Origin of the sequence: Pseudarthrobacter sp. LT1, assembly GCF_035621795.1 — a bacterium.
Lineage (GTDB): Bacteria > Actinomycetota > Actinomycetes > Actinomycetales > Micrococcaceae > Arthrobacter.
On record NZ_CP141830.1, the window covers coordinates 4,438,353 to 4,455,805 of the forward strand.

The window sequence follows — 17,453 nt, forward strand, 5'->3', positions numbered from 1 at the left end:
CGGCTGCTACACCGGCGGCCCCGCGTTGGACTTCAGGTTCTTCATGACCAGCGTTGAGGTCAGCCGCTCCACCCCGGGCAGGGATGTGAGCTCGGTGTCATAGAAGCGCTGGTAGGCCGGCAGGTCCGCCGCGATGATCTTCAGCAGGTAGTCCGGTGACCCGAACAGCCGCTGCGCCTCAATGATGTTGGGATTCTCCGCCACCCGGTTCTCAAAGATCTCCATCGTGGACCTGTCCACCTGGCGGAGCGTGACAAACACGATCGCCTCGAATCCCAGGCCCACGGCCGCGGGGTCAATGTCCGCCTTGTACCCGCGGATGACTCCGGACTGCTCGAGGTCCCGGAGCCGGCGGTGGCACGGGGCCACCGTGAGGCCCACCTTCGCAGCGAGGGCGGTGGCAGTCATCCGGCCGTCCTCCTGGAGGTGGCGCAAGATATTTCTGTCAATTCGATCCAACACGCAATAAATATACTGCCGTTGCCGCAGGGCGGGCGAAAACCGGACAGCACTTTTGGCCCGATTCTCCCTATGGTTGCTCCTGAGAGCCCTTAGACAGGAGAAACGCATGAACCCGCAGCTGTTCCTGGCCTTTTTGGTGGTGGCCGCCGCCTTGGCCTGCACCCCGGGCGTGGACTGGGCCTACACCATTGCGGCCGGTCTCCGGCAGCGCAGTTTTGTCCCCGCGGTCGCAGGGCTCTGCGGCGGGTACGTCCTCCACACGGCCCTGCTGGTGGCAGGCCTGGCTGCGGTGCTGGCCGGAATGCCCGGAGTGCTGGGCTGGATCACCCTGGCGGGCGCCGGCTACCTGCTGTGGCTCGGGGTGGGAACCCTCCGGTCATGGCGCGGCGCCAGCTTCAGTGCGGATGCCGCCGTCGGTCCCGGAACACAGCTGCGCACCTTCCTGCAGGGCATGGGCACCAGCGGCATCAATCCCAAGGGCCTGCTCTTCTACGTGGCCCTCATTCCGCAGTTCGTCAGCGCCGACGCGTCACTGCCTGTGCCGGTGCAGTCGGGCCTCCTGGGCATGACCTTCGTGGGGCTGGCGGGCCTGGTTTATACGGTGGTGGCCCTGTTGTCGCGCACGCTGCTGCAGAGCAGGCCCGGCGCAGCGCGGGCGGTGACCCTGGCCAGCGGGATCATCATGGTGGTCCTGGGGACTGTGCTGCTCGGCGAGCAACTGCTGCCGTTCCTGGCCAACCGCTCATAGGCCAACGGGTCCTAATCCCCGCTGAGTTCCTTCCAGTCCTGCTCCCAGATCCGGCGCATTTCCTCATCCTTGCGGATGGGCGCCGGAGCCTCCAGCTCCCGCTGGGGTTCAGGGTCCCCGCGCCGGCGTCCCCAGTCGCGCGGATTCAGCGAGCGGCGGCTCGATTCCAGGACCAGCAGCGCCCGGTCCGTCAGTGCGTCATTGCGCAGCGCAAGGTGCGTCTTGCGGCGGCGCAGGACCTCGGCGATCGCCTGGTGGGCAGCGTCCAGCCGGCCTTCCCTGCGCAGGGCGCGGGCACGGACCAGCAGCAGGGCAGCGGAGAGGTCGTCCGCGTTCAGCAGCCCCTCCGTCCAGTCGATGACCGTGCGGCTTCGGCCCAGGCTGAGGGCAAGGGAGCAGCGTGCCAGGGCCATGGGAAGCGACGGCGGCAGCCCGGTCAGCGCGTCGAGCGCAGCCTCGGTGCGGCCGGTCTCGCGCAACGAGTGGGCCAGGGCCAGGAACACCGATTCCTCGCTGAACAGGACGGGGATCTCCACCCGCTCAGCCAGCTCGATCCGGGTGACGATCCTGGTGAGGTAGGTGGAGGAGTACCTGTTGGCTTCATCGTCGTTCCTGGTGGTGAGCCCCCGCTGGAGGAGCTCGGAAGCGCGCAGATAGCCGCCGTGCTTGTACACCAGCAGCCCGGCCATCAGGTAGCAGAGCCCGGCCCATCCGGGGTAGGCGCGGGCCAGGGTGATCAGGCGTTCCGGCTCGCGGCTGGTGAAGACGGCTTCGTGGACCGCTTTGGCAGGCTTGGGCAGCAGCCGCTTGAGCCGGGGCACCTCGCCGTCGATGGACAGCAATGCGGGATTGCGTCCGCCCAGGACGCCGGTCAGCAGGCCACCCACTCCCCCGGCAAGGTCATGGACAGGAGTGCGCAGCTGTGCCTGTCCGAAAGGCGTGAGGTCGCGGCTGTCCCAGTAAATCGGTGCGGTCTCCCCGGCGCTCATCCTTAAATGCTAACCGGCAGCTGTTGGCTGCTCGATGCGCTGCATCGCTGAGCACAGACATGGTGAAGGCCTTGTCCCGAACATCATTTTCAGGAAAGGTAGTAAGCACCCTTAGTAAATAAATCCCGTTGAGGAGAATGCCATGCAAATCGACAAGAACCAGATCCTTGAACTCCTGCGGTCCCAGGGAGACCAGGGCAAAGCCTCACAGGCAGAGTCGGAACTGCCGGAACAGGTGGACACCGAGCAGCATGCCGGGCTGCTGGCCAAACTCGGCATCAACCCGGCCGAACTGCTCTCCAGGCTTCCCGGCGGACTCGGCGACAAACTTCCCGGCGGCCTGGGCGACAAGCTCGGAGGTCTGGGACTCTAGAATCAGCCGTTCGCGGCGGCGATCCACACACCGATCACCCAGGTGCTGGCCGCAAGGCACGCGAGCCCGAATTCAGCGAGCATACCCACGCCGGTGGCCCTCAGGGCGGCCCAGCTGGACCTCGCCGCCGTCGTAAAGTTGCGCGTGCGAAGGAACTCGCTGGCCAGCAGGCCGGCAGCAAAGCCCACGAAGAGCCCCACCACGGGGATGATGAACATCCCCACGACGCCCGCCACCAATGCCACCACGATGCTGCGGCTGGGAATGGCGTGCTGTTTGAGTTTCCTGCCGGTCAGGACGGCACCTGCCGTCATTCCCGCGGCGACAAAGATCATGGCCACCGCGAACACCACCCACCCCGCCGTCCCGGCACCGCCCCAGATGGCCCACGCCAGCAGGCTGACACCGATCAGCACGCTCCCGGGCAGGACGGGAATGATCGTGCCGGCTACCCCCACCAGGATCGCCAGGCCGCACAGGATGGTCACCACGGTCTCGGAGCTCATGATGCCCAGTCTAGGTGGCCTGGTTCAGCGCCTTAACGCCCGACGGCGGTGCCTCCTTCCGGGAAGGAGGCACCGCCGTCGTTGTTCCGGGGGAAAGGAGTCCTACTCCGCTTCCACCGCTGCGGCGACGGCGGCGGTGACCGCCGGGGCCACGCGCGGGTCCAGCGGGCTGGGGACGATGTAATCCGCCGACAGGTCCTCGGCGGCAAGCTCGGCTATGGCACGTGCCGCGGCCAGCTTCATAGCCGGCGTGATGCGGCGGGCCCCTGCGTCAAGGGCACCGCGGAAGATGCCCGGGAACGCCAGGACGTTGTTGATCTGGTTGGGGAAGTCGCTGCGGCCCGTGGCCACGACGGCGGCGTACTTCACGGCAACCTCGGGCAGGACTTCGGGGTCCGGGTTGGAGAGGGCGAAGACGATGGCGTCCTGGTTCATGGAGGCCAGGTGTGCCTCGTCCAGCTTGGAGGAGGAGACGCCGATGAACACGTCGGCTCCAGCGAGGGCTTCAGCAGGGCCGCCGGTGATGCCGCGGGGGTTGCTGCGGCCGGCGATGTCCGCCTTCTTGCTCCCGGGGCTGGCGGCAAGGTCCTCCCGGCCGCTGTTGATGACGCCCCGGGAATCGAGCAGGACCACATCGGTGATGCCGGCTGCGAGGAGGATTTCGGCGACGGCGATTCCTGCCGCGCCGGCGCCGGACACCACGACCTTCAGCCCTTCCAGGCCGCGGCCGGTCACCTTGGCAGCGTTGGTGAGCGCGGCAAGGGCAACTACGGCGGTGCCGTGCTGGTCATCGTGCATGACCGGGCAGTCCAGGGCTTCGATGAGTTTTTCCTCGAGCTCGAAGCAGCGCGGCGCCGAGATATCTTCAAGGTTTACGGCGCCGAAGCTGGGGCGCAGGCGGACCAGGGTTTCCACGATCTCGTCCACGTCGGTGGTGTTGAGGACCAGCGGGATGGAGTCAAGGTCGCCAAAGGTCTTGAACAGGGCGGACTTGCCTTCCATGACGGGCAGCGAGGCGCTGGCACCGATGTTGCCCAGGCCCAGGACGGCCGTGCCGTCGCTGACAACGACCACCAGGCGCTCGGCCCAGGTCAGCGTGCGTGCGAGTTCGGGCTTGGCGTGGATGGCGCGGCTGACCTCGGCGACACCCGGGGTGTAGGCGATGGACAGGTCCCGCTTGTTGGACAGCGGAACAGTGCTGGTGACGGACAGCTTGCCGCCCTGGTGGGCGCTGAAGATCTCGTCTTCGGTCAGGGCAGTCGCTGCTGAGTTGTCGGTGGCGGTGATTGCGTCAATGGACACGTCGTTGTCTCCTGGTGCTTGCCGTGGGCGCACGGCACATGGGACTGGAGCCCGGCAGCGGGCCCAGCATGGAAAAGTAGTGCGACAGGAAACCCAGGGGTGGCGGGTCCGTGGGAACGCCGGGGATGTTTCCGCCCTGCCGCTCCTGTGCCTCCATGGTAGGCAGCCCCGGACTGCCCGGGTGGTACCTCTTGACAACGACGGCGCGCGATAAAACGCTTTACCAGCCATTTATGTGGTCCGCATCACGCCATTAAGGCGGATTTAATCCAGCTTTGGTCTAGACCAGTTACGCCGATCGACTCACTGTTAACCCGGCCTCGTCTCCCGGAGACAACCGTCCGCAGGCCTTTTTGAGGTCTTCCTCGGCTTCGAAGAGCGAAAGCCGGCGGTTCCGTACGGACTGGACCAGACCAGTGACCGTCAGGAGGAGGACCCTTGCTCCCACGGCATCACCGCAGGCGCCCGCTACGAGCTTTTCGCTGAGTGCATCGATCTCGCGCAGGAGTTCCGTGGTGTCCTTGTCCGGCAGGTACACGCCCCGGCTAAGGCATTGCTCCACCGCCGGCTGCATGACGCGCATGTGGAAAATTTCCATCAGCAGGCCGGAAAGTGCGCGACCCCGGAAGCGGGCGGACGAGCCGCGGGAGCCTGCCTGCAGTTCGTCCAGCTGCTGCCGGTACAGCGCCAGCATCAGATGGGTGGGGGACGGAAAGTAGCGGTAGAGCGTGCCCAGCGGTACGTCTGCTTTTTCTGCGACCTGGGAGAGTTCCACGGCATCAAGCCCCGTGCGGGCAAACCCGGCGGCGGTATCAAGGATCCGTGCGTAGCGGATGCGCTGGCGTGGAGCGGAAGGCCTGGCGGCCATGGGCGGATGGTCTGAAAAAGTCTCGGGCATCAGCATTCCGGGGTTGTGTCGTAGGGACTGCGGCCAGGAGCGCCCCCACTTCCGTACCGCCCTGCAGCCCGGTTCAACTATACGGCACAGGCACGTGCCCTAATTAGTCAGCGGCCTTATCTTCAGGCCCCCAAGGGGTCAGTCGACGCCCCTGATCTTCACCACGAAGACGGCGCCCAGGAGGCCAATTGCAGCGGCGGTGAGGAACAGTGTCCGGTAGCCGCCCCAGTAGTTCACGGCCAGCAGCGCCAAAGCCGGGGCAACCACCTGCGGCAGCGAGTTGGCGACGTTGATGACGCCCATGTCCTTGCCCCGGCTGACGGCGAAGGGCAGGACCTGGGTCAGCAGCGCAAAGTCCACGGCCAGGTAGGCGCCGAACCCGATGCCCAGGACCGCGGCACCGGCCAGCGCACCGGGCCAGACAGGAAAGAACGCCATGATGGCACCGGCCATGGCGATGGTGGCGGAGGACCCGATGACAAAGGGCTTCCGCCGCCCCACCCTGTCACTCCAAGGCCCCGCGACGACGGCAGTGATCATCACCATCACGGCATAGATGCCGGTCAGGACCAGCACCCCCGTTGCGGGATCCCCGTGGTGGATAACGTCGCGCAGGAAGAAGAGGAGGTAGACGATGGTCAGCTGGTTGCCCACATTGACCAGGAAACGGGTCAGCCAGGCCCAGGCGAAGTCGGGGTAGCGCCGGGGGCTGATCCAGAAGCCCTTGAGGAAAACGCGGGGCCGGAAGGACTCCAGCTCGGACTTCGGCAACGCCGGGTCGTTCCGGTGGAACAGGTACGGCAGCACGGAGAACAGCAGCGCACCTGCGCAGAGCCAGTAGCCCACCATGAAGTTCCCGGAGACCACGGCGCCAAATACCGCCCCCGTGAGGATGCCGAGGGTCTGGCCCATTGCCGCGAGTCCGCCCACTCCCCCGCGCTGGACCACCGGCACCCGGTCCGGGACTGCGGCGGTGATGGCGGCGTAGGCGGCGTTTGCGCCCAGCTGCACCAGGCACCAGAAGAGAACCATGAGCGCCACCGCACCCGAGAAGGACATGGCCAGCAGCGCCGCGGTGGCAAGCACTGCCCCGGCCAGCACCCACGGCGCGCGCCGCCCGAACCGTGACGTGGTCCGGTCCGACAGCGCACCGAACAGGGGGTTGGCCACCAGCGACACCGCCGCGCCGCAGGCCGTGACCAGGGACAGGATGGCTTCCTTGGCGGGTGCATCGATGCTGATGGCCTGCTGGCCGATGAAGACGTTGATGGGGCCGAAGAAAGCGGCATTAATCCCCACGTTTACCAGCACCAGCCCGGTCACCCAGCGGGCAGTGACCCGCTCAACCGGTTCGGCGAGCGCCGCGGCCGGGGCGTGGCCGGCGAAGGTACCATCCGGCGCGGGCGTATTGGACACACTCATTGGTTTGGCTCCCCCTGGTACGGCCGGTTGGCGGTGGGATCAGACTATCGTGGGCGGTAACGCGCCGCCCTGCGCCAGGCGCCGGATGTGCATAATCCATCACTACGCGAGGAGAGCCACGTGACCACACCAGCAGGAAACGGATCCGCACCGGCCATGAACACTGCCGATCTCTATGATGAGCGCGGCGACGCACTGGCATCGGTGTCCCTGCAGTTCCAGTCCCTGGGTGGCCGGTCCCATTTCAGCGGTCCGGTCAGGACCATCCGCTGTTTCCAGGACAACGCCCTGGTGAAGTCCACGCTCGGCTCGCCGGGGAACGGTGCCGTCCTGGTGGTGGACGGCGGTGGCTCGCTGGGCACTGCCCTGATGGGGGACATGATCGCCGAAAGCGCCGTCGCCAACGGCTGGGCCGGCGTCGTCATCAATGGCGCCATCCGCGACCGGCTGGCAATCGCTGAACTGGACCTCGGCGTCAAGGCCCTCGGGAGCAACCCCAGGAAGAGCCGGAAGGCCGGAGCCGGCGAGGTCGACGTGGACGTGGTGATCGACGGCGTGACGTTCCGCCCCGGAGCCACCGTCTGGTGCGACCCCGACGGCATCCTCGTGGAACCGTAAGGGCGGACGGGCAAAAGCTTCAGCAACAAAATACGCACGGCGGGGAATAGAAAGAACCAGTAAGATAGTTACTGAAAGCAACTATCGCTGCTTATATCCTTTTTCTTCCCTTGGAGCACCCATGTCCAAAGCCACTGCCGCGCCAGGCGCCGGCGAAACCCTGACGCGACGCCAGATCGTCACAGTAATGGTGGGCCTGATGCTGGGCATGTTCCTGGCATCCCTTGACCAGACCATCGTCTCCACGTCCATCTACACCATCGCCAACGACCTGGACGGACTCTCCCTGCAGGCGTGGGCCACCACCGCCTACCTGATCACGTCCACGGTCAGCACCCCGCTCTACGGCAAGCTGAGCGACATCTTCGGGCGCCGCCCGCTGTACCTGACCGCCATCGCCGCCTTCCTGGTGGGCTCGCTTTACGCCGGGTCCGTGCACTCGATGACCGAACTGGCCATTGCCCGCGGCATCCAGGGCCTGGGTGCCGGCGGCCTGCTGGCCCTGGCACTGACCATCATCGGCGACATCGTCTCGCTCAAGGACCGTGCCAAGTTCCAGGGCTACTTCATGTCCGTGTTCGGAATCTCCTCGGTCCTGGGGCCGGTGGTGGGCGGCGCGTTCGCCGGTTCCGCCAACATCCTGGGATTCGACGGCTGGCGCTGGGTGTTCTTCATCAACATTCCCATCGGCCTCGCCGCCCTGACGGTGGTGTTCCTGTTCCTGCACCTGCCCGCAAAGCACCTCAAGCAGAAGATCGATTACTGGGGCGCGGCAGCGATCACCGTAGCCATCGTTCCCCTCCTCCTGGTGGCCGAACAGGGCCGCACCTGGGGCTGGACCTCGCTGAACTCCTTCCTCTGCTACGGCCTGGGCGTGGTGGGCATTGCCTGGTTCCTGCTGGCGGAAAAACGCGCCGGCGACTACGCCCTCATCCCGCTGCGGCTCTTCCACAACGTCACGTTCGGCCTGTCCTCGCTGCTGAACTTCATCATCGGCATCGGCATGTTCGGCGCCATCGCCATGCTCCCGATGTACCTCCAGCTCGTGAAGGGCCTCACCCCCACCGAAGCCGGCCTGATGATGATCACCTTCACGGTGGGCATCCTGTTCGGATCCATCACGGCCGGCCGCACCATCTCCGCCTCGGGCACGTTCCGCATCTTTCCCATCATGGGTACCGGAATCCTGACGGCGGCGGCCCTGGTGATGGGCTTCTCGCTGGGAGTAGACACGGACCTGTGGGTGCCGGGCCTGATTGCGGTGTTCTTCGGAGTGGGCCTGGGCTTCTGCATGCAGCCGCTCACGCTGGCCATGCAGACCTCGGTACCGCCGCGGGACATGGGCGTGGGGACCTCCTCGGCAGCGTTCTTCCGCTCCATGGGCGGTGCCGTAGGAACCGCCGTCTTCATCTCCATGCTGTTCAGCCTGGCTGCCAGCCGGATCGCCGACAGCATGAAGGCCGCCGCCACGGACCCCGCCTACCTGGCCGTGCTCAAGGACCCCGCCGTCGCGTCGGACCCGGCCAACGCCAAGCTGTACGACTTCTTCAAGAACGGTGCGTCCAACGACTCCCTGAACGACACCAGCTGGCTGCACACCGCCAACAGCACCCTGACCAGGCCCATCACCGAAGGCTTCGCCACGTCCATTGACACGGTGATGCTGACGGCGGCAGCCCTGACGGGCCTGGCCTTCCTCATCAGCTTCGCCCTCCCCCGGAAGAAGCTGACCGACCAGAAGGAATCCCCGCAGGACAGGGACAGCATGGAGATTCCGGCGCACTAGCCGGGTGCCCCAGCCCGGGAGCGCACTGAACGGACGACGACGGCGGCACGGCCCGCCGTCGTCGTCCGGCGTTTAAGGGGACAGTCGCTTAAGGGGACAGGGGCGCCAAGTGGAACCTAGGGCGGTGACGTGCCACACTGTTTAGCGCGTGTGCGCCGGCCCCTTTGGCCGGTACCGCAGCCGACGACGTCCGCACCGCATCCATAAAACCCCAAACCCAGGGAGAACCATGCCCACTGCACAGGAGCAGACCACCACCGGGATTCCGCGGCGGGTGATCTGGCTGGCGCTCGCGGGGGCGGTGGGCGGATTCCTCTTCGGCTTTGACTCGTCCGTGGTCAACGGGGCCGTGGATGCCCTGAAGGAAGAATTCGCGCTCTCCGAGGCCGTGACAGGCTTCGCCGTGGCCATTGCCCTCCTGGGCTGCGCGGCCGGCGCCTTCCTGGCCGGCAAGGTGGCGGACCGGCACGGCCGCATCCCCGCCATGAAACTGGGCGCGCTGCTGTTCCTGGTCAGCGCCCTGGGCACCGGGTTCGCTTTCGGCGTCTGGGACCTGGTGTTCTGGCGCCTGGTGGGCGGGCTGGGCATCGGCCTGGCATCGGTCATCGCTCCGGCCTACATCTCCGAGATTTCGCCGCGGCAGGTGCGCGGCCGCCTGGCCTCGCTGCAGCAGCTGGCCATCACCACCGGTATCTTCGCCGCCCTGCTGTCCGACGCGCTCCTGGCCACCACTGCCGGCGGCGCGGACCAGCGCTTCTGGCTGGGCATTGAGGCATGGCGTTGGATGTTCCTCGCTGCCGCCGTCCCGGCCGTGGTCTACGGCTGGATTGCCTTCACCCTGCCCGAGTCCCCGCGGTTCCTCGTGTTCAAGGGCAAGGAGGACGAGGCCCGGAAGGTCTTCGCCTCGATCGCCCCCGCCGAGGACACCGACCGGCACATCCGCGAGATCCAGGAAGCCATCGAGGAAGACAAGGTGGCCGGCCAGAAGGGCTCGCTGCGCGGCAAGACCCTGGGCCTGCAGGCAGTGGTCTGGGTGGGCATCGTCCTGTCCGTGCTGCAGCAGTTTGTGGGGATCAACGTGATCTTCTACTACTCCACCACGCTGTGGAAGGCTGTGGGCTTCCAGGAGAAGGACTCCCTGGCCATCTCGGTGGCAACCTCCATCACCAACATCCTGGTTACCCTGGTGGCCATTGCCCTGGTGGACCGCGTGGGACGGCGGCCCATCCTGCTCGCCGGCTCCGTGGGAATGGCCGTGTCCCTGGGCGCCATGGCCCTGGCGTTCTCCTCGGCCATCGGCTCCGGCGAGAACATCACCCTCCCGGGTGCGTGGGGTCCGGTGGCCCTGGTTGCCGCCAACGTGTTCGTGGTCAGCTTTGGCGCCTCCTGGGGACCCCTGGTGTGGGTGCTCCTGGGCGAGATCTTCCCGTCCAGGATCCGCGCCCGGGCCCTGGGCCTCGCAGCTGCCGCGCAGTGGGTGGCCAACTTCGTGATCACCCTCAGCTTCCCGGTCATGGCGTCCGCGTCCCTGCCGCTGACCTATGCCATGTACGCCCTGTTCGCTGCCGCGTCCTTCTTCTTCGTCATGTTCAAGGTGCCGGAGACCAACGGCATGTCCCTGGAGCAGGCCGAGACGCTGTTCGTGCCGAAGGGTTCAGCGAAAGCCAAGTAACGCCCCATCACATCCCGCGGCCTTTCCGGCGACGCCCCATCAGCTTTCGCCGGACAACAGCAAACCCTCCATCACATTGCGTGGTGGAGGGTTTGCTGTTTACTGCCTAAAAGTGCGGCGGTTACACGACGTGCGGTTCGTGCGAGGACAGGTAGGCCCGGCCGCCGAACGCGATCAGGATGGCAATCACCATGGCCACGGCGCCGGCGAAGAACGGAACCTGCGGGCCGAAGTGCTCGCCGAGCTGGGCTGCCGCGAACGGGGCCAGCGCGCCACCCATCCAGCGGACGAAGTTGTAGCCGGAGGATGCCACGGGCCGGGGCGAATCGGAGACGCCCATGGCCAGTTCGGTGTAGATGGTGTTGTTGACGCCCAGGAGTGCACCGGCAACGATCACCAGCACGACGACGGCAGGAACCGAGTGCCCGGCCGCCAGTCCCAGGCCGGCCAGGTCCAGCATGAGCAGGAACAGCGTGCCCGTCAGGACCTTCACGGCGCCGAAGCGGGCCTGCAGCGGCGGAGCCACGAAGACGGAGAAGACCGCCACGGCTACGCCCCAGCCGAAGAAGACTCCGCCGATGCCGTACGCGTCCATGCCCAGGATGAACGGGGTGAAAGCCAGGATGGTGAAGAAGCCGTAGTTGTAGAACAGGCCGCTCGCCGCCGTCGTCCGCAGTCCCTTGTGTCCCAGCGCCAGGAGGGGGTCCCGCAGCCGCACCTTGCGTTCGGGCAGCGGGGTCGTGGGCAGCAGGGCGATCAGGGCGATGAAGGCGGCGGCCATCAGGACGGCGGTGCCGAAGAACGGTGCGCGCCACTGCCAGCCGCCCAGGAGGGCGCCAAGGAGCGGCCCGAGCGAAATGCCCAGGCCCAGGGCGGCCTCGTAGAGGATGATGGCGGTTCCGGCGCCGCCGCTGGCCACGCCTACGATCACGGCGAGGGCGGTGGCCACGAAGAGGGCGTTGCCCAGCCCCCAGCCGGCGCGGAAGCCCACCAGCTCACCGACGCTGCCGGACAGGCCCGACAGCGAAGAGAAGACGACGATGACGGCCAGGCCGATCAGCAGGGTCTTCTTGCCGCCGATCCGGGAGGAGACAAAACCCGTGATCAGCATGGCCAGCGCGGTGACCAGGAAGTAGCTGGTGAAGAGCAGGGATACCTCGCTGGGGCTGGCGTCCAGGTTGGTGGCGATGGCCGGGAGGATGGGGTCCACCAGCCCGATGCCCATGAAGGCGAACACTGCGGCGAGGGCGGTGGCCCAGACCGCCTTGGGCTGCTTCAGGAATGAGGCCTTTTCGGCCTGCAGGGTTGATTCTGGTGCCGGCAGGGTTTCTGCGAGCTGGCCGTCCATGGAGGGTACTCCTAAGTTCGTGGCTGATTCGGGGTGGGTGGCTGGTTCAGTTCTGGAGGGATGCATTGATCTTGTCGATGACCGGCAGGGCCTCCGACAGGGCTTTGCGGTCCTGGTCGGTGAGGGTGCTGAGGATGTCGGCCATCACCTGGTTGCGGCGCTTGTTGGCGGCGTCGACGGCGGCACGGCCTTCGGGGGTGAGGATCACCCGGACGGCACGGGAGTCTGCCGGATCCGGCTCGCGGCGGGCCAGGCCGGCGCGTTCAAGTTTGATGATCTGCTCGGTGGCGCTGGGCACGCGGACCCCGAGGTTCCGGGCGATTTCACCGACCCGCTGGCCTTCACCGAGCAGCATCTTGAGCGTGCTGAGCTGGGCGGCGCTGAGTTCACCGTCCGCGTCGAGGCGCCGGACCAGGTAGACGCTGTGGCGGAGGGCTTCGCGGAACCCGCTGGCTAGTTCCTGGAGCTGGGGATCATTGGTATTCATTGTTAGGTACCCTAACATTTAGGGTACCTAACGGTCAAGGCCTAGAGGGCCAGCTTCATGCCGACGTGGCTGGCCTCGAAGCCCAGCTGTTGGTAGAACCGCTGGGCTGCCGTGCGGCTTTGATGGGTGGTCAGCTGCATCAGGGTGCAGCCGCGCCTGCGGGACTCCCCGACCGCCCAGCCCACCATCAGCTTCCCGAGCCCCTGGCTGCGGAGGGACGCGTCCACCCGGACGCCCTCGAGCTGCGAGCGCCAGGCACCCTTCCGGGAGATGCCGGGCAGGAAACTCAGCTGGAAGGTGGCAACTGCCGCGCCTGCGGCTTCGCCGTGCGGCACCAGTTCGCCCACCACCAGCAGATGGTTCCGGTCTGCCGCTATCGCGTCGAAGGCATGCTCGTACGGTTCCATGTCCTGCGCGGTTTCCCGCCCGGCGCCGAGGGCATCGTCGGCCAGCAGCCGCACCATGGCGGGGAGGTCGGCCGGGGTGGCGTGGCGGAGGCGGAACGTGCCGCCGTCGACGTCGGCAGTGAACAGGGCAGGAACGGCATCTTGGGCAGGGATCACCTGCCCAGCTTTGCACAGACAAACCGCGACGCCGGCACCCGCGTGGGTGCCGGCGTCGCGGTTTGTCGAGTACGTCGGTTAGTCCGGAAGGCGGTCCGGTCAGGCGGGGGTGCCGGCCAGCTCCGCCTGCCGCTCCTCCACCAGGGTGGCAACGGCATTGAACAGCGGATGGTCTTTCTCGAGCCCGGTGATCTTCGCCGTGGCATCGGCCGGGCTGGCCGAGCCCAGGATGCCTGCCAGCTCGGTGGCCTCGGCATCGCCGGGATCCGTGAACCGCAGGGCGGCGGCAATGGCGCCGAGGAGGGCCTCCGGCACCACGCCGCGTTCCGCCAGCTCCGCCGCCGGGCCGATGAAACGTTCGTGCCGGCTCAGCTTCCGCAGCGGCGCACGGCCCACCCGGGTCACGGTGTCCGGGAGGTACGGGTTGGAGAACCGGACCAGGATTTTCTGGACGTAGGCCTCCTGTTCGTCGTTGCTGAATCCGTGCTTGGCCACCAGGAGCTGCTTGGTTTCCTCGAGCACCGCACGCACGTCTTCGGCCACATCCTGGTCCGCCATGGCGTCCGAGATCTTCTCCACGCCCGCTTCGAAGCCGAGGTACGCGGCAGAGGCATGCCCGGTGTTCACGGTGAACAGCTTCCGCTCAATGTAGGGCGAGAGGTCATCCACGAAGGTGGCTCCCGGAATCACCGGAACGGAATCGCCGAAGGCGGTGCGGTCGATGACCCACTCGTAGAAGGTTTCCACCGTCACGTCCAGGCCCTGCCCGGCCTCCTGGTTGGGCACGATCCGGTCCACGGCGGTGTTGGCGAAGACTGCCTTGCCGTCGAGCACTGCGGCGGTGACACCAGGCTGGGAGGCCACCTCTTTGGCCAGGATGTCCGTGGCGTTGATGGCGTTCTCGCAGGCCATCACCTGTAGGGGCGCAAGCCCCGGTTCCCTGGCAACGATGCCCTTGGCGATCACGGGCGCCACGAACTTCAGGATGTGCGGGCCAACCGCCGTGGTGACGATGTCCGCCGTCGCGATTTCGTGGACCAGCTCCGCTTCCTGGGCGTTGGAGTTCAGCGCCCGGAAGTTGTCCACGGTGCGCACGGCGGGGTTCTCCCCCACCTCGTGCACCGCATAGCTGTCCGCCTGCGAGAGCCGGGTGATGAGTTCCTCAGCCACGTCCGCGAACACCACCTCGTAGCCTGCGTCATGCAGGAGCAGGCCCACGAAGCCGCGGCCGATGTTGCCGGCACCGAAATGTACAGCCTTCACTATGCGTTGACCTTTCCGAAGAGCTCCAGGACTTCGTCCTCGGACGTGGCAGCCTCCAGCCGGGCCACCTGCTCCTTGTTGGTGAACACCTTGGCGATGGAGGACAGGATGTGCAGGTGCTCGTTGTTGATGCCTGCCACGCCCACCACGAACTTCACTTCCTTGCCGTTCCAGTCGATGCCCTCCGGGTAGCGGATGACAGAAACCGCGGACTTGCGGATGTGGTCCTTGGCGGCGTTGGTGCCGTGCGGGATGGCCAGGAAGCTGCCCATGTAGGTGGACACGGATTCCTCGCGCTCGTGCATGGCGGTGATGTAACCCTCATCCACGGCGCCCCGCGCCAGCAGGAGCCGGCCGGCCTCGTCGATGGCGGCATCGCGGGTGGTGGCCGAACCGGTGAGCACCACGCTCTCGCGGGCCAGGATCTCGGAGGTTCCGTTGGCGGCGGCTGTTCCGCCTGCCGTCGCCGCACCTGCAGCTGTTCCCGCGGCAGCGGGCGTTGCGTCCACGGGGGCGTCCGCGGCGTGGGCACCGTGGGTGGTGCCGGCGTCGGCCGTTCCACCCTCAGTGTTGCTGTCCCGGACCAGCTCGACGATCTCGTCATAGCGCGGGCTGCTCATGAAGTTGTCCACGGAGTAGTGGACGGCGCTGGACGTGGCCGGCTTGGCGCGTTCCGTGAGGTCCTGGTGGGTGACCACGACGTCGTAGGTGTCCGTGAGGTTGGCGATGGAGGCATTGGTGACCTTGACGTCCGGGAAGCCGGCAGCCTTGATCTTGTTCCGCAGCACCGAGGCGCCCATGGCGCTGGAGCCCATGCCGGCGTCGCACGCGAACACCACGTTCCGCACGGGGCCGGCAAGGACGCCCACGCCGCCGCGTCCCGCGGCAGCGGCACCGGCACCGGCACCGGTGAGGGTGGAGGCGACGGAGCTCTTCTTGCCCTTCATGGCCTCCATGCGGGCGGTGGCGTCACCCAGGTCGGCCTCATCGCTGTGCTTCGTGGTGCGGAGGATGACCGAGGACACCAGGAAGGAAACCGTCGCGGCGAGCACCACGGAGAGGATCACCCCGAAGTAGCTGTCGCGGGAGGTTTGCGCCAGGACGGCGAAGATGGAGCCAGGCGCGGCGGGTGCCACCAGGCCGGAGTTGGTGATGGCCAGGGTGGCGATGCCGGTCATGCCGCCGGCGATGGTACCCAGGATCAGCAGCGGGCGCATCAGGACGTACGGGAAGTAGATCTCGTGGATGCCGCCGAGGAACTGGATGAGGGCTGCACCGGGAGCCGATGCCTTGGCGGCGCCGCGGCCGAAGAACGTGTACGCAAGCAGGAGGCCCAGGCCGGGACCGGGGTTGGCTTCCAGCAGGAACAGGATGGACTTGCCCTGCTCCAGGGACTGCTGCACGCCCAGCGGGGTGAGGACGCCATGGTTGATGGCGTTGTTCAGGAACAGGACCTTGGCGGGTTCGATGAAGATGCTGGTCAGCGGCAGGAGGCCGTTCTGCACCAGGAACTGGACGAAGTTGCCGGCGGCCGTGCTGAAGGCGGTGACCAGCGGGGAGATGCCGTAGAAGCCCAGCAGGGCCAGGAGCGCGCCCCAAATGCCGGCGGAGAAGTTGTTCACCAGCATTTCGAAGCCGGGGCGGATCTTGCCGTCCCAGATGGAGTCGATCTTCTTCATGGTCCAGCCGCCCAGGGGGCCCATGATCATGGCGCCGATGAACATGGGGATGCCGGCGCCCACGATCACGCCCATGGTGCCGATGGCTCCCACCACGCCGCCGCGGACGTCGTAGACCATCTTGCCGCCGGTGTAGCCGATCAGCAGCGGCAGGAGGTAGGTGATCATGGGGCCTACCAGGCCGATGTTCGGCTTCCCGCCGGTTTCACCGAAACCACCGAGCTGCGGAACGGGCAGCCACCCCTTCTCGATGAAGAGGGCGGTGATGATGCCCCAGGCGATGAACGCGCCGATGTTGGGCATGATCATGCCGGACAGGAATGTCCCGAACTTTTGGACGTGCACGCGCGCGCTGGTGCGGGGTTTTGCAACTGTCTCTGTTGCCATGTGATTTCCTAACCGTCATTCCTGCTGCTCCGCAGGATTGGTCCGATGATTACGACGACGTACTGCTGGGTAATGCGGGGTTGTGGGGCTATCCGGCCGGGCTGGTGGAGATCCGGTGGAGCCATTCGAGGAAAAGCTTGAGTTCCGAGCTGGAAAGCTGGTCAGAGTGCGAGGCCTGAAGTGCGGCGTTCAGGGCGATCGCTGCCACCACCACCGAGGACTTCCCGGTGCCGCCCGGGGCCGGGCCGCTGGCGGGCTCGGCAGACACCGCGAAAATCATGGCGTCCCGGGTCATGGTGGACAGTTCGAGGTTGCGTTCGGTGGCGGGCTCCGCGATCAGCATGAGCGTCACGCCCACGTTGGCCGCCAGGATGGACCTGGCCGCTTCCCTGGGCTGGACGTTCAGCTGGCCCGCCGCCGCTGCTTTATTCAGCATCTCTTCCATCAGCGCCTCGGCATCCGCCACGATGGCAGGCCGGCTTTCCGGACGGATGTTGCCGAACATCACCAGGTACAGCTCGGGCTGGTTCAGGCCGAACTGGACGTGGTTGTCCCACATTCTCCGGATGTCCTCAAGGGGCTGTCCGGAGGGGGCGAAATCCCTTTCGCCCGCGACATATTCCTCAAACCCTGCGGCGACGACGGCGTCGAACAGACCTTCCTTGTCACCGAAGTGGTGGTAGAGGGTGGGAGCCGAAACCCCTGCCAGCTGGGTGATCTGGCGGGTGGAGACCGGAGCTCCGGCCGAATTTGCCAGCAGTTCCGCGGCAGCACGGAGCAGCCGCATTTTGGGGGGAAGCTGGCCATCCAAACTCATAACCGCTACCCTAGCACCTATAGCGTTGCTATATGAACTGAATCACATACAATATTTTCAGGCACGTTTCCCGCCCCTGGACGTAGCAGTCCTCCGGCGGACCCGGCACGGCGCCGGAGAACTTGGCGGGCCT

Annotated in this window: 17 protein-coding genes; 5 read left to right on the forward strand and 12 right to left on the reverse strand. The window is 66.5% G+C overall.

The window, feature by feature from the left end; translation table 11 throughout:
- Nucleotides 1-6: 6 nt before the first annotated feature.
- A complete protein-coding gene (locus VIK36_RS20800) occupies nucleotides 7-462 on the reverse strand; it encodes an Lrp/AsnC family transcriptional regulator (protein WP_324643499.1) in 456 nt (151 codons plus the stop codon).
- Between the two features lie 106 nt (nucleotides 463-568).
- On the opposite strand from VIK36_RS20800, the gene VIK36_RS20805 reads away from it, so the two are divergent.
- Nucleotides 569-1,210 (forward strand): LysE family translocator, encoded by a 642-nt coding sequence (locus VIK36_RS20805; RefSeq protein ID WP_324643500.1) that lies wholly within the window; start codon nucleotides 569-571, stop codon nucleotides 1,208-1,210.
- Nucleotides 1,211-1,221: 11 nt separating this feature from the next.
- On the opposite strand, the gene VIK36_RS20810 is transcribed toward VIK36_RS20805, so the two are convergent.
- On the reverse strand, nucleotides 1,222-2,199 hold the full coding sequence (locus tag VIK36_RS20810) for a hypothetical protein (RefSeq protein WP_324643502.1): 978 nt from the start codon (nucleotides 2,197-2,199) through the stop codon (nucleotides 1,222-1,224).
- 142 nt (nucleotides 2,200-2,341) lie between these two features.
- Here VIK36_RS20810 and VIK36_RS20815 point away from each other — a divergent pair, with 142 nt between their 5' ends.
- Nucleotides 2,342-2,572 carry a hypothetical protein gene (locus VIK36_RS20815; RefSeq protein WP_324643503.1) on the forward strand — a complete coding sequence of 77 codons (231 nt, stop codon included), beginning with the start codon at nucleotides 2,342-2,344 and terminating at the stop codon, nucleotides 2,570-2,572.
- A 2-nt stretch (nucleotides 2,573-2,574) separates the two neighbouring features.
- On the opposite strand, the gene VIK36_RS20820 is transcribed toward VIK36_RS20815, so the two are convergent.
- The 4 genes from VIK36_RS20820 to VIK36_RS20835 form a co-directional block, all read right to left on the reverse strand.
- Nucleotides 2,575-3,078, reverse strand: a complete 504-nt coding sequence (locus tag VIK36_RS20820) for a DUF456 domain-containing protein (RefSeq protein WP_324643504.1) — start codon at nucleotides 3,076-3,078, stop codon at nucleotides 2,575-2,577.
- Nucleotides 3,079-3,180: 102 nt separating this feature from the next.
- On the reverse strand, nucleotides 3,181-4,380 hold the full coding sequence (locus tag VIK36_RS20825) for an NADP-dependent malic enzyme (protein WP_324643505.1): 1,200 nt from the start codon (nucleotides 4,378-4,380) through the stop codon (nucleotides 3,181-3,183).
- 289 nt (nucleotides 4,381-4,669) lie between these two features.
- Nucleotides 4,670-5,278 (reverse strand): TetR/AcrR family transcriptional regulator, encoded by a 609-nt coding sequence (locus tag VIK36_RS20830; RefSeq protein WP_324643506.1) that lies wholly within the window; start codon nucleotides 5,276-5,278, stop codon nucleotides 4,670-4,672.
- Nucleotides 5,279-5,416: 138 nt separating this feature from the next.
- The gene (locus VIK36_RS20835) at nucleotides 5,417-6,700 is read right to left on the reverse strand and encodes an MFS transporter (protein ID WP_324643507.1); all 1,284 of its coding nucleotides are present in this window, start codon (nucleotides 6,698-6,700) and stop codon (nucleotides 5,417-5,419) included.
- A gap of 156 nt (nucleotides 6,701-6,856) precedes the next feature.
- Here VIK36_RS20835 and rraA point away from each other — a divergent pair, with 156 nt between their 5' ends.
- The 3 genes from rraA to VIK36_RS20850 all read left to right on the forward strand — a co-directional run bounded on the left by rraA (nucleotide 6,857) and on the right by VIK36_RS20850 (nucleotide 10,776).
- The gene (rraA, locus tag VIK36_RS20840) at nucleotides 6,857-7,318 is read left to right on the forward strand and encodes a ribonuclease E activity regulator RraA (protein ID WP_324645327.1); all 462 of its coding nucleotides are present in this window, start codon (nucleotides 6,857-6,859) and stop codon (nucleotides 7,316-7,318) included.
- A gap of 121 nt (nucleotides 7,319-7,439) precedes the next feature.
- On the forward strand, nucleotides 7,440-9,104 hold the full coding sequence (locus VIK36_RS20845) for an MDR family MFS transporter (protein WP_324643508.1): 1,665 nt from the start codon (nucleotides 7,440-7,442) through the stop codon (nucleotides 9,102-9,104).
- 229 nt (nucleotides 9,105-9,333) lie between these two features.
- Nucleotides 9,334-10,776 carry a sugar porter family MFS transporter gene (locus VIK36_RS20850; protein WP_324643509.1) on the forward strand — a complete coding sequence of 481 codons (1,443 nt, stop codon included), beginning with the start codon at nucleotides 9,334-9,336 and terminating at the stop codon, nucleotides 10,774-10,776.
- A 121-nt stretch (nucleotides 10,777-10,897) separates the two neighbouring features.
- On the opposite strand, the gene VIK36_RS20855 is transcribed toward VIK36_RS20850, so the two are convergent.
- From VIK36_RS20855 to VIK36_RS20880, 6 genes are all read right to left on the reverse strand, one after another.
- Nucleotides 10,898-12,124: an MFS transporter gene (locus tag VIK36_RS20855; protein WP_324643510.1), complete on the reverse strand. Its 1,227-nt coding sequence runs from the start codon at nucleotides 12,122-12,124 to the stop codon at nucleotides 10,898-10,900.
- A 46-nt stretch (nucleotides 12,125-12,170) separates the two neighbouring features.
- Entirely contained in the window at nucleotides 12,171-12,611 is a 441-nt protein-coding gene (locus tag VIK36_RS20860; protein ID WP_255173681.1) for a MarR family winged helix-turn-helix transcriptional regulator, read from the reverse strand.
- A gap of 41 nt (nucleotides 12,612-12,652) precedes the next feature.
- Complete coding sequence (locus tag VIK36_RS20865; protein WP_324645328.1) at nucleotides 12,653-13,144, reverse strand: GNAT family N-acetyltransferase; 492 nt, start codon at nucleotides 13,142-13,144, stop codon at nucleotides 12,653-12,655.
- Between the two features lie 129 nt (nucleotides 13,145-13,273).
- Nucleotides 13,274-14,437 (reverse strand): mannitol-1-phosphate 5-dehydrogenase, encoded by a 1,164-nt coding sequence (locus tag VIK36_RS20870; RefSeq protein WP_255173682.1) that lies wholly within the window; start codon nucleotides 14,435-14,437, stop codon nucleotides 13,274-13,276.
- Nucleotides 14,437-16,503, reverse strand: coding sequence for a PTS mannitol transporter subunit IICBA (locus VIK36_RS20875; protein ID WP_324643512.1), 2,067 nt, complete (start codon nucleotides 16,501-16,503; stop codon nucleotides 14,437-14,439). Before VIK36_RS20875 ends, VIK36_RS20870 begins: the two co-directional genes overlap by 1 nt.
- Nucleotides 16,504-16,591: 88 nt before the next feature.
- Nucleotides 16,592-17,320: a TetR/AcrR family transcriptional regulator gene (locus VIK36_RS20880; RefSeq protein WP_159629673.1), complete on the reverse strand. Its 729-nt coding sequence runs from the start codon at nucleotides 17,318-17,320 to the stop codon at nucleotides 16,592-16,594.
- Nucleotides 17,321-17,453 lie beyond the last annotated feature (133 nt).

Excerpts from the sequence above, each read along its gene's own strand:
- VIK36_RS20850 (WP_324643509.1), top strand. The coding sequence starts at position 9,334 with ATGCCCACTGCACAGGAGCAGACCACCACCGGGATTCCGCGGCGGGTG.
- VIK36_RS20810 (WP_324643502.1), bottom strand. The coding sequence starts at position 2,199 with ATGAGCGCCGGGGAGACCGCACCGATTTACTGGGACAGCCGCGACCTC.
- VIK36_RS20805 (WP_324643500.1), top strand. The coding sequence starts at position 569 with ATGAACCCGCAGCTGTTCCTGGCCTTTTTGGTGGTGGCCGCCGCCTTG.
- rraA (WP_324645327.1), top strand. The coding sequence starts at position 6,857 with ATGAACACTGCCGATCTCTATGATGAGCGCGGCGACGCACTGGCATCG.
- VIK36_RS20820 (WP_324643504.1), bottom strand. The coding sequence starts at position 3,078 with ATGAGCTCCGAGACCGTGGTGACCATCCTGTGCGGCCTGGCGATCCTG.
- VIK36_RS20855 (WP_324643510.1), bottom strand. The coding sequence starts at position 12,124 with ATGGACGGCCAGCTCGCAGAAACCCTGCCGGCACCAGAATCAACCCTG.
- VIK36_RS20835 (WP_324643507.1), bottom strand. The coding sequence starts at position 6,700 with ATGAGTGTGTCCAATACGCCCGCGCCGGATGGTACCTTCGCCGGCCAC.
- VIK36_RS20860 (WP_255173681.1), bottom strand. The coding sequence starts at position 12,611 with ATGAATACCAATGATCCCCAGCTCCAGGAACTAGCCAGCGGGTTCCGC.
- VIK36_RS20880 (WP_159629673.1), bottom strand. The coding sequence starts at position 17,320 with ATGAGTTTGGATGGCCAGCTTCCCCCCAAAATGCGGCTGCTCCGTGCT.
- VIK36_RS20830 (WP_324643506.1), bottom strand. The coding sequence starts at position 5,278 with ATGCCCGAGACTTTTTCAGACCATCCGCCCATGGCCGCCAGGCCTTCC.
- VIK36_RS20815 (WP_324643503.1), top strand. The coding sequence starts at position 2,342 with ATGCAAATCGACAAGAACCAGATCCTTGAACTCCTGCGGTCCCAGGGA.
- VIK36_RS20845 (WP_324643508.1), top strand. The coding sequence starts at position 7,440 with ATGTCCAAAGCCACTGCCGCGCCAGGCGCCGGCGAAACCCTGACGCGA.
- VIK36_RS20875 (WP_324643512.1), bottom strand. The coding sequence starts at position 16,503 with ATGGCAACAGAGACAGTTGCAAAACCCCGCACCAGCGCGCGCGTGCAC.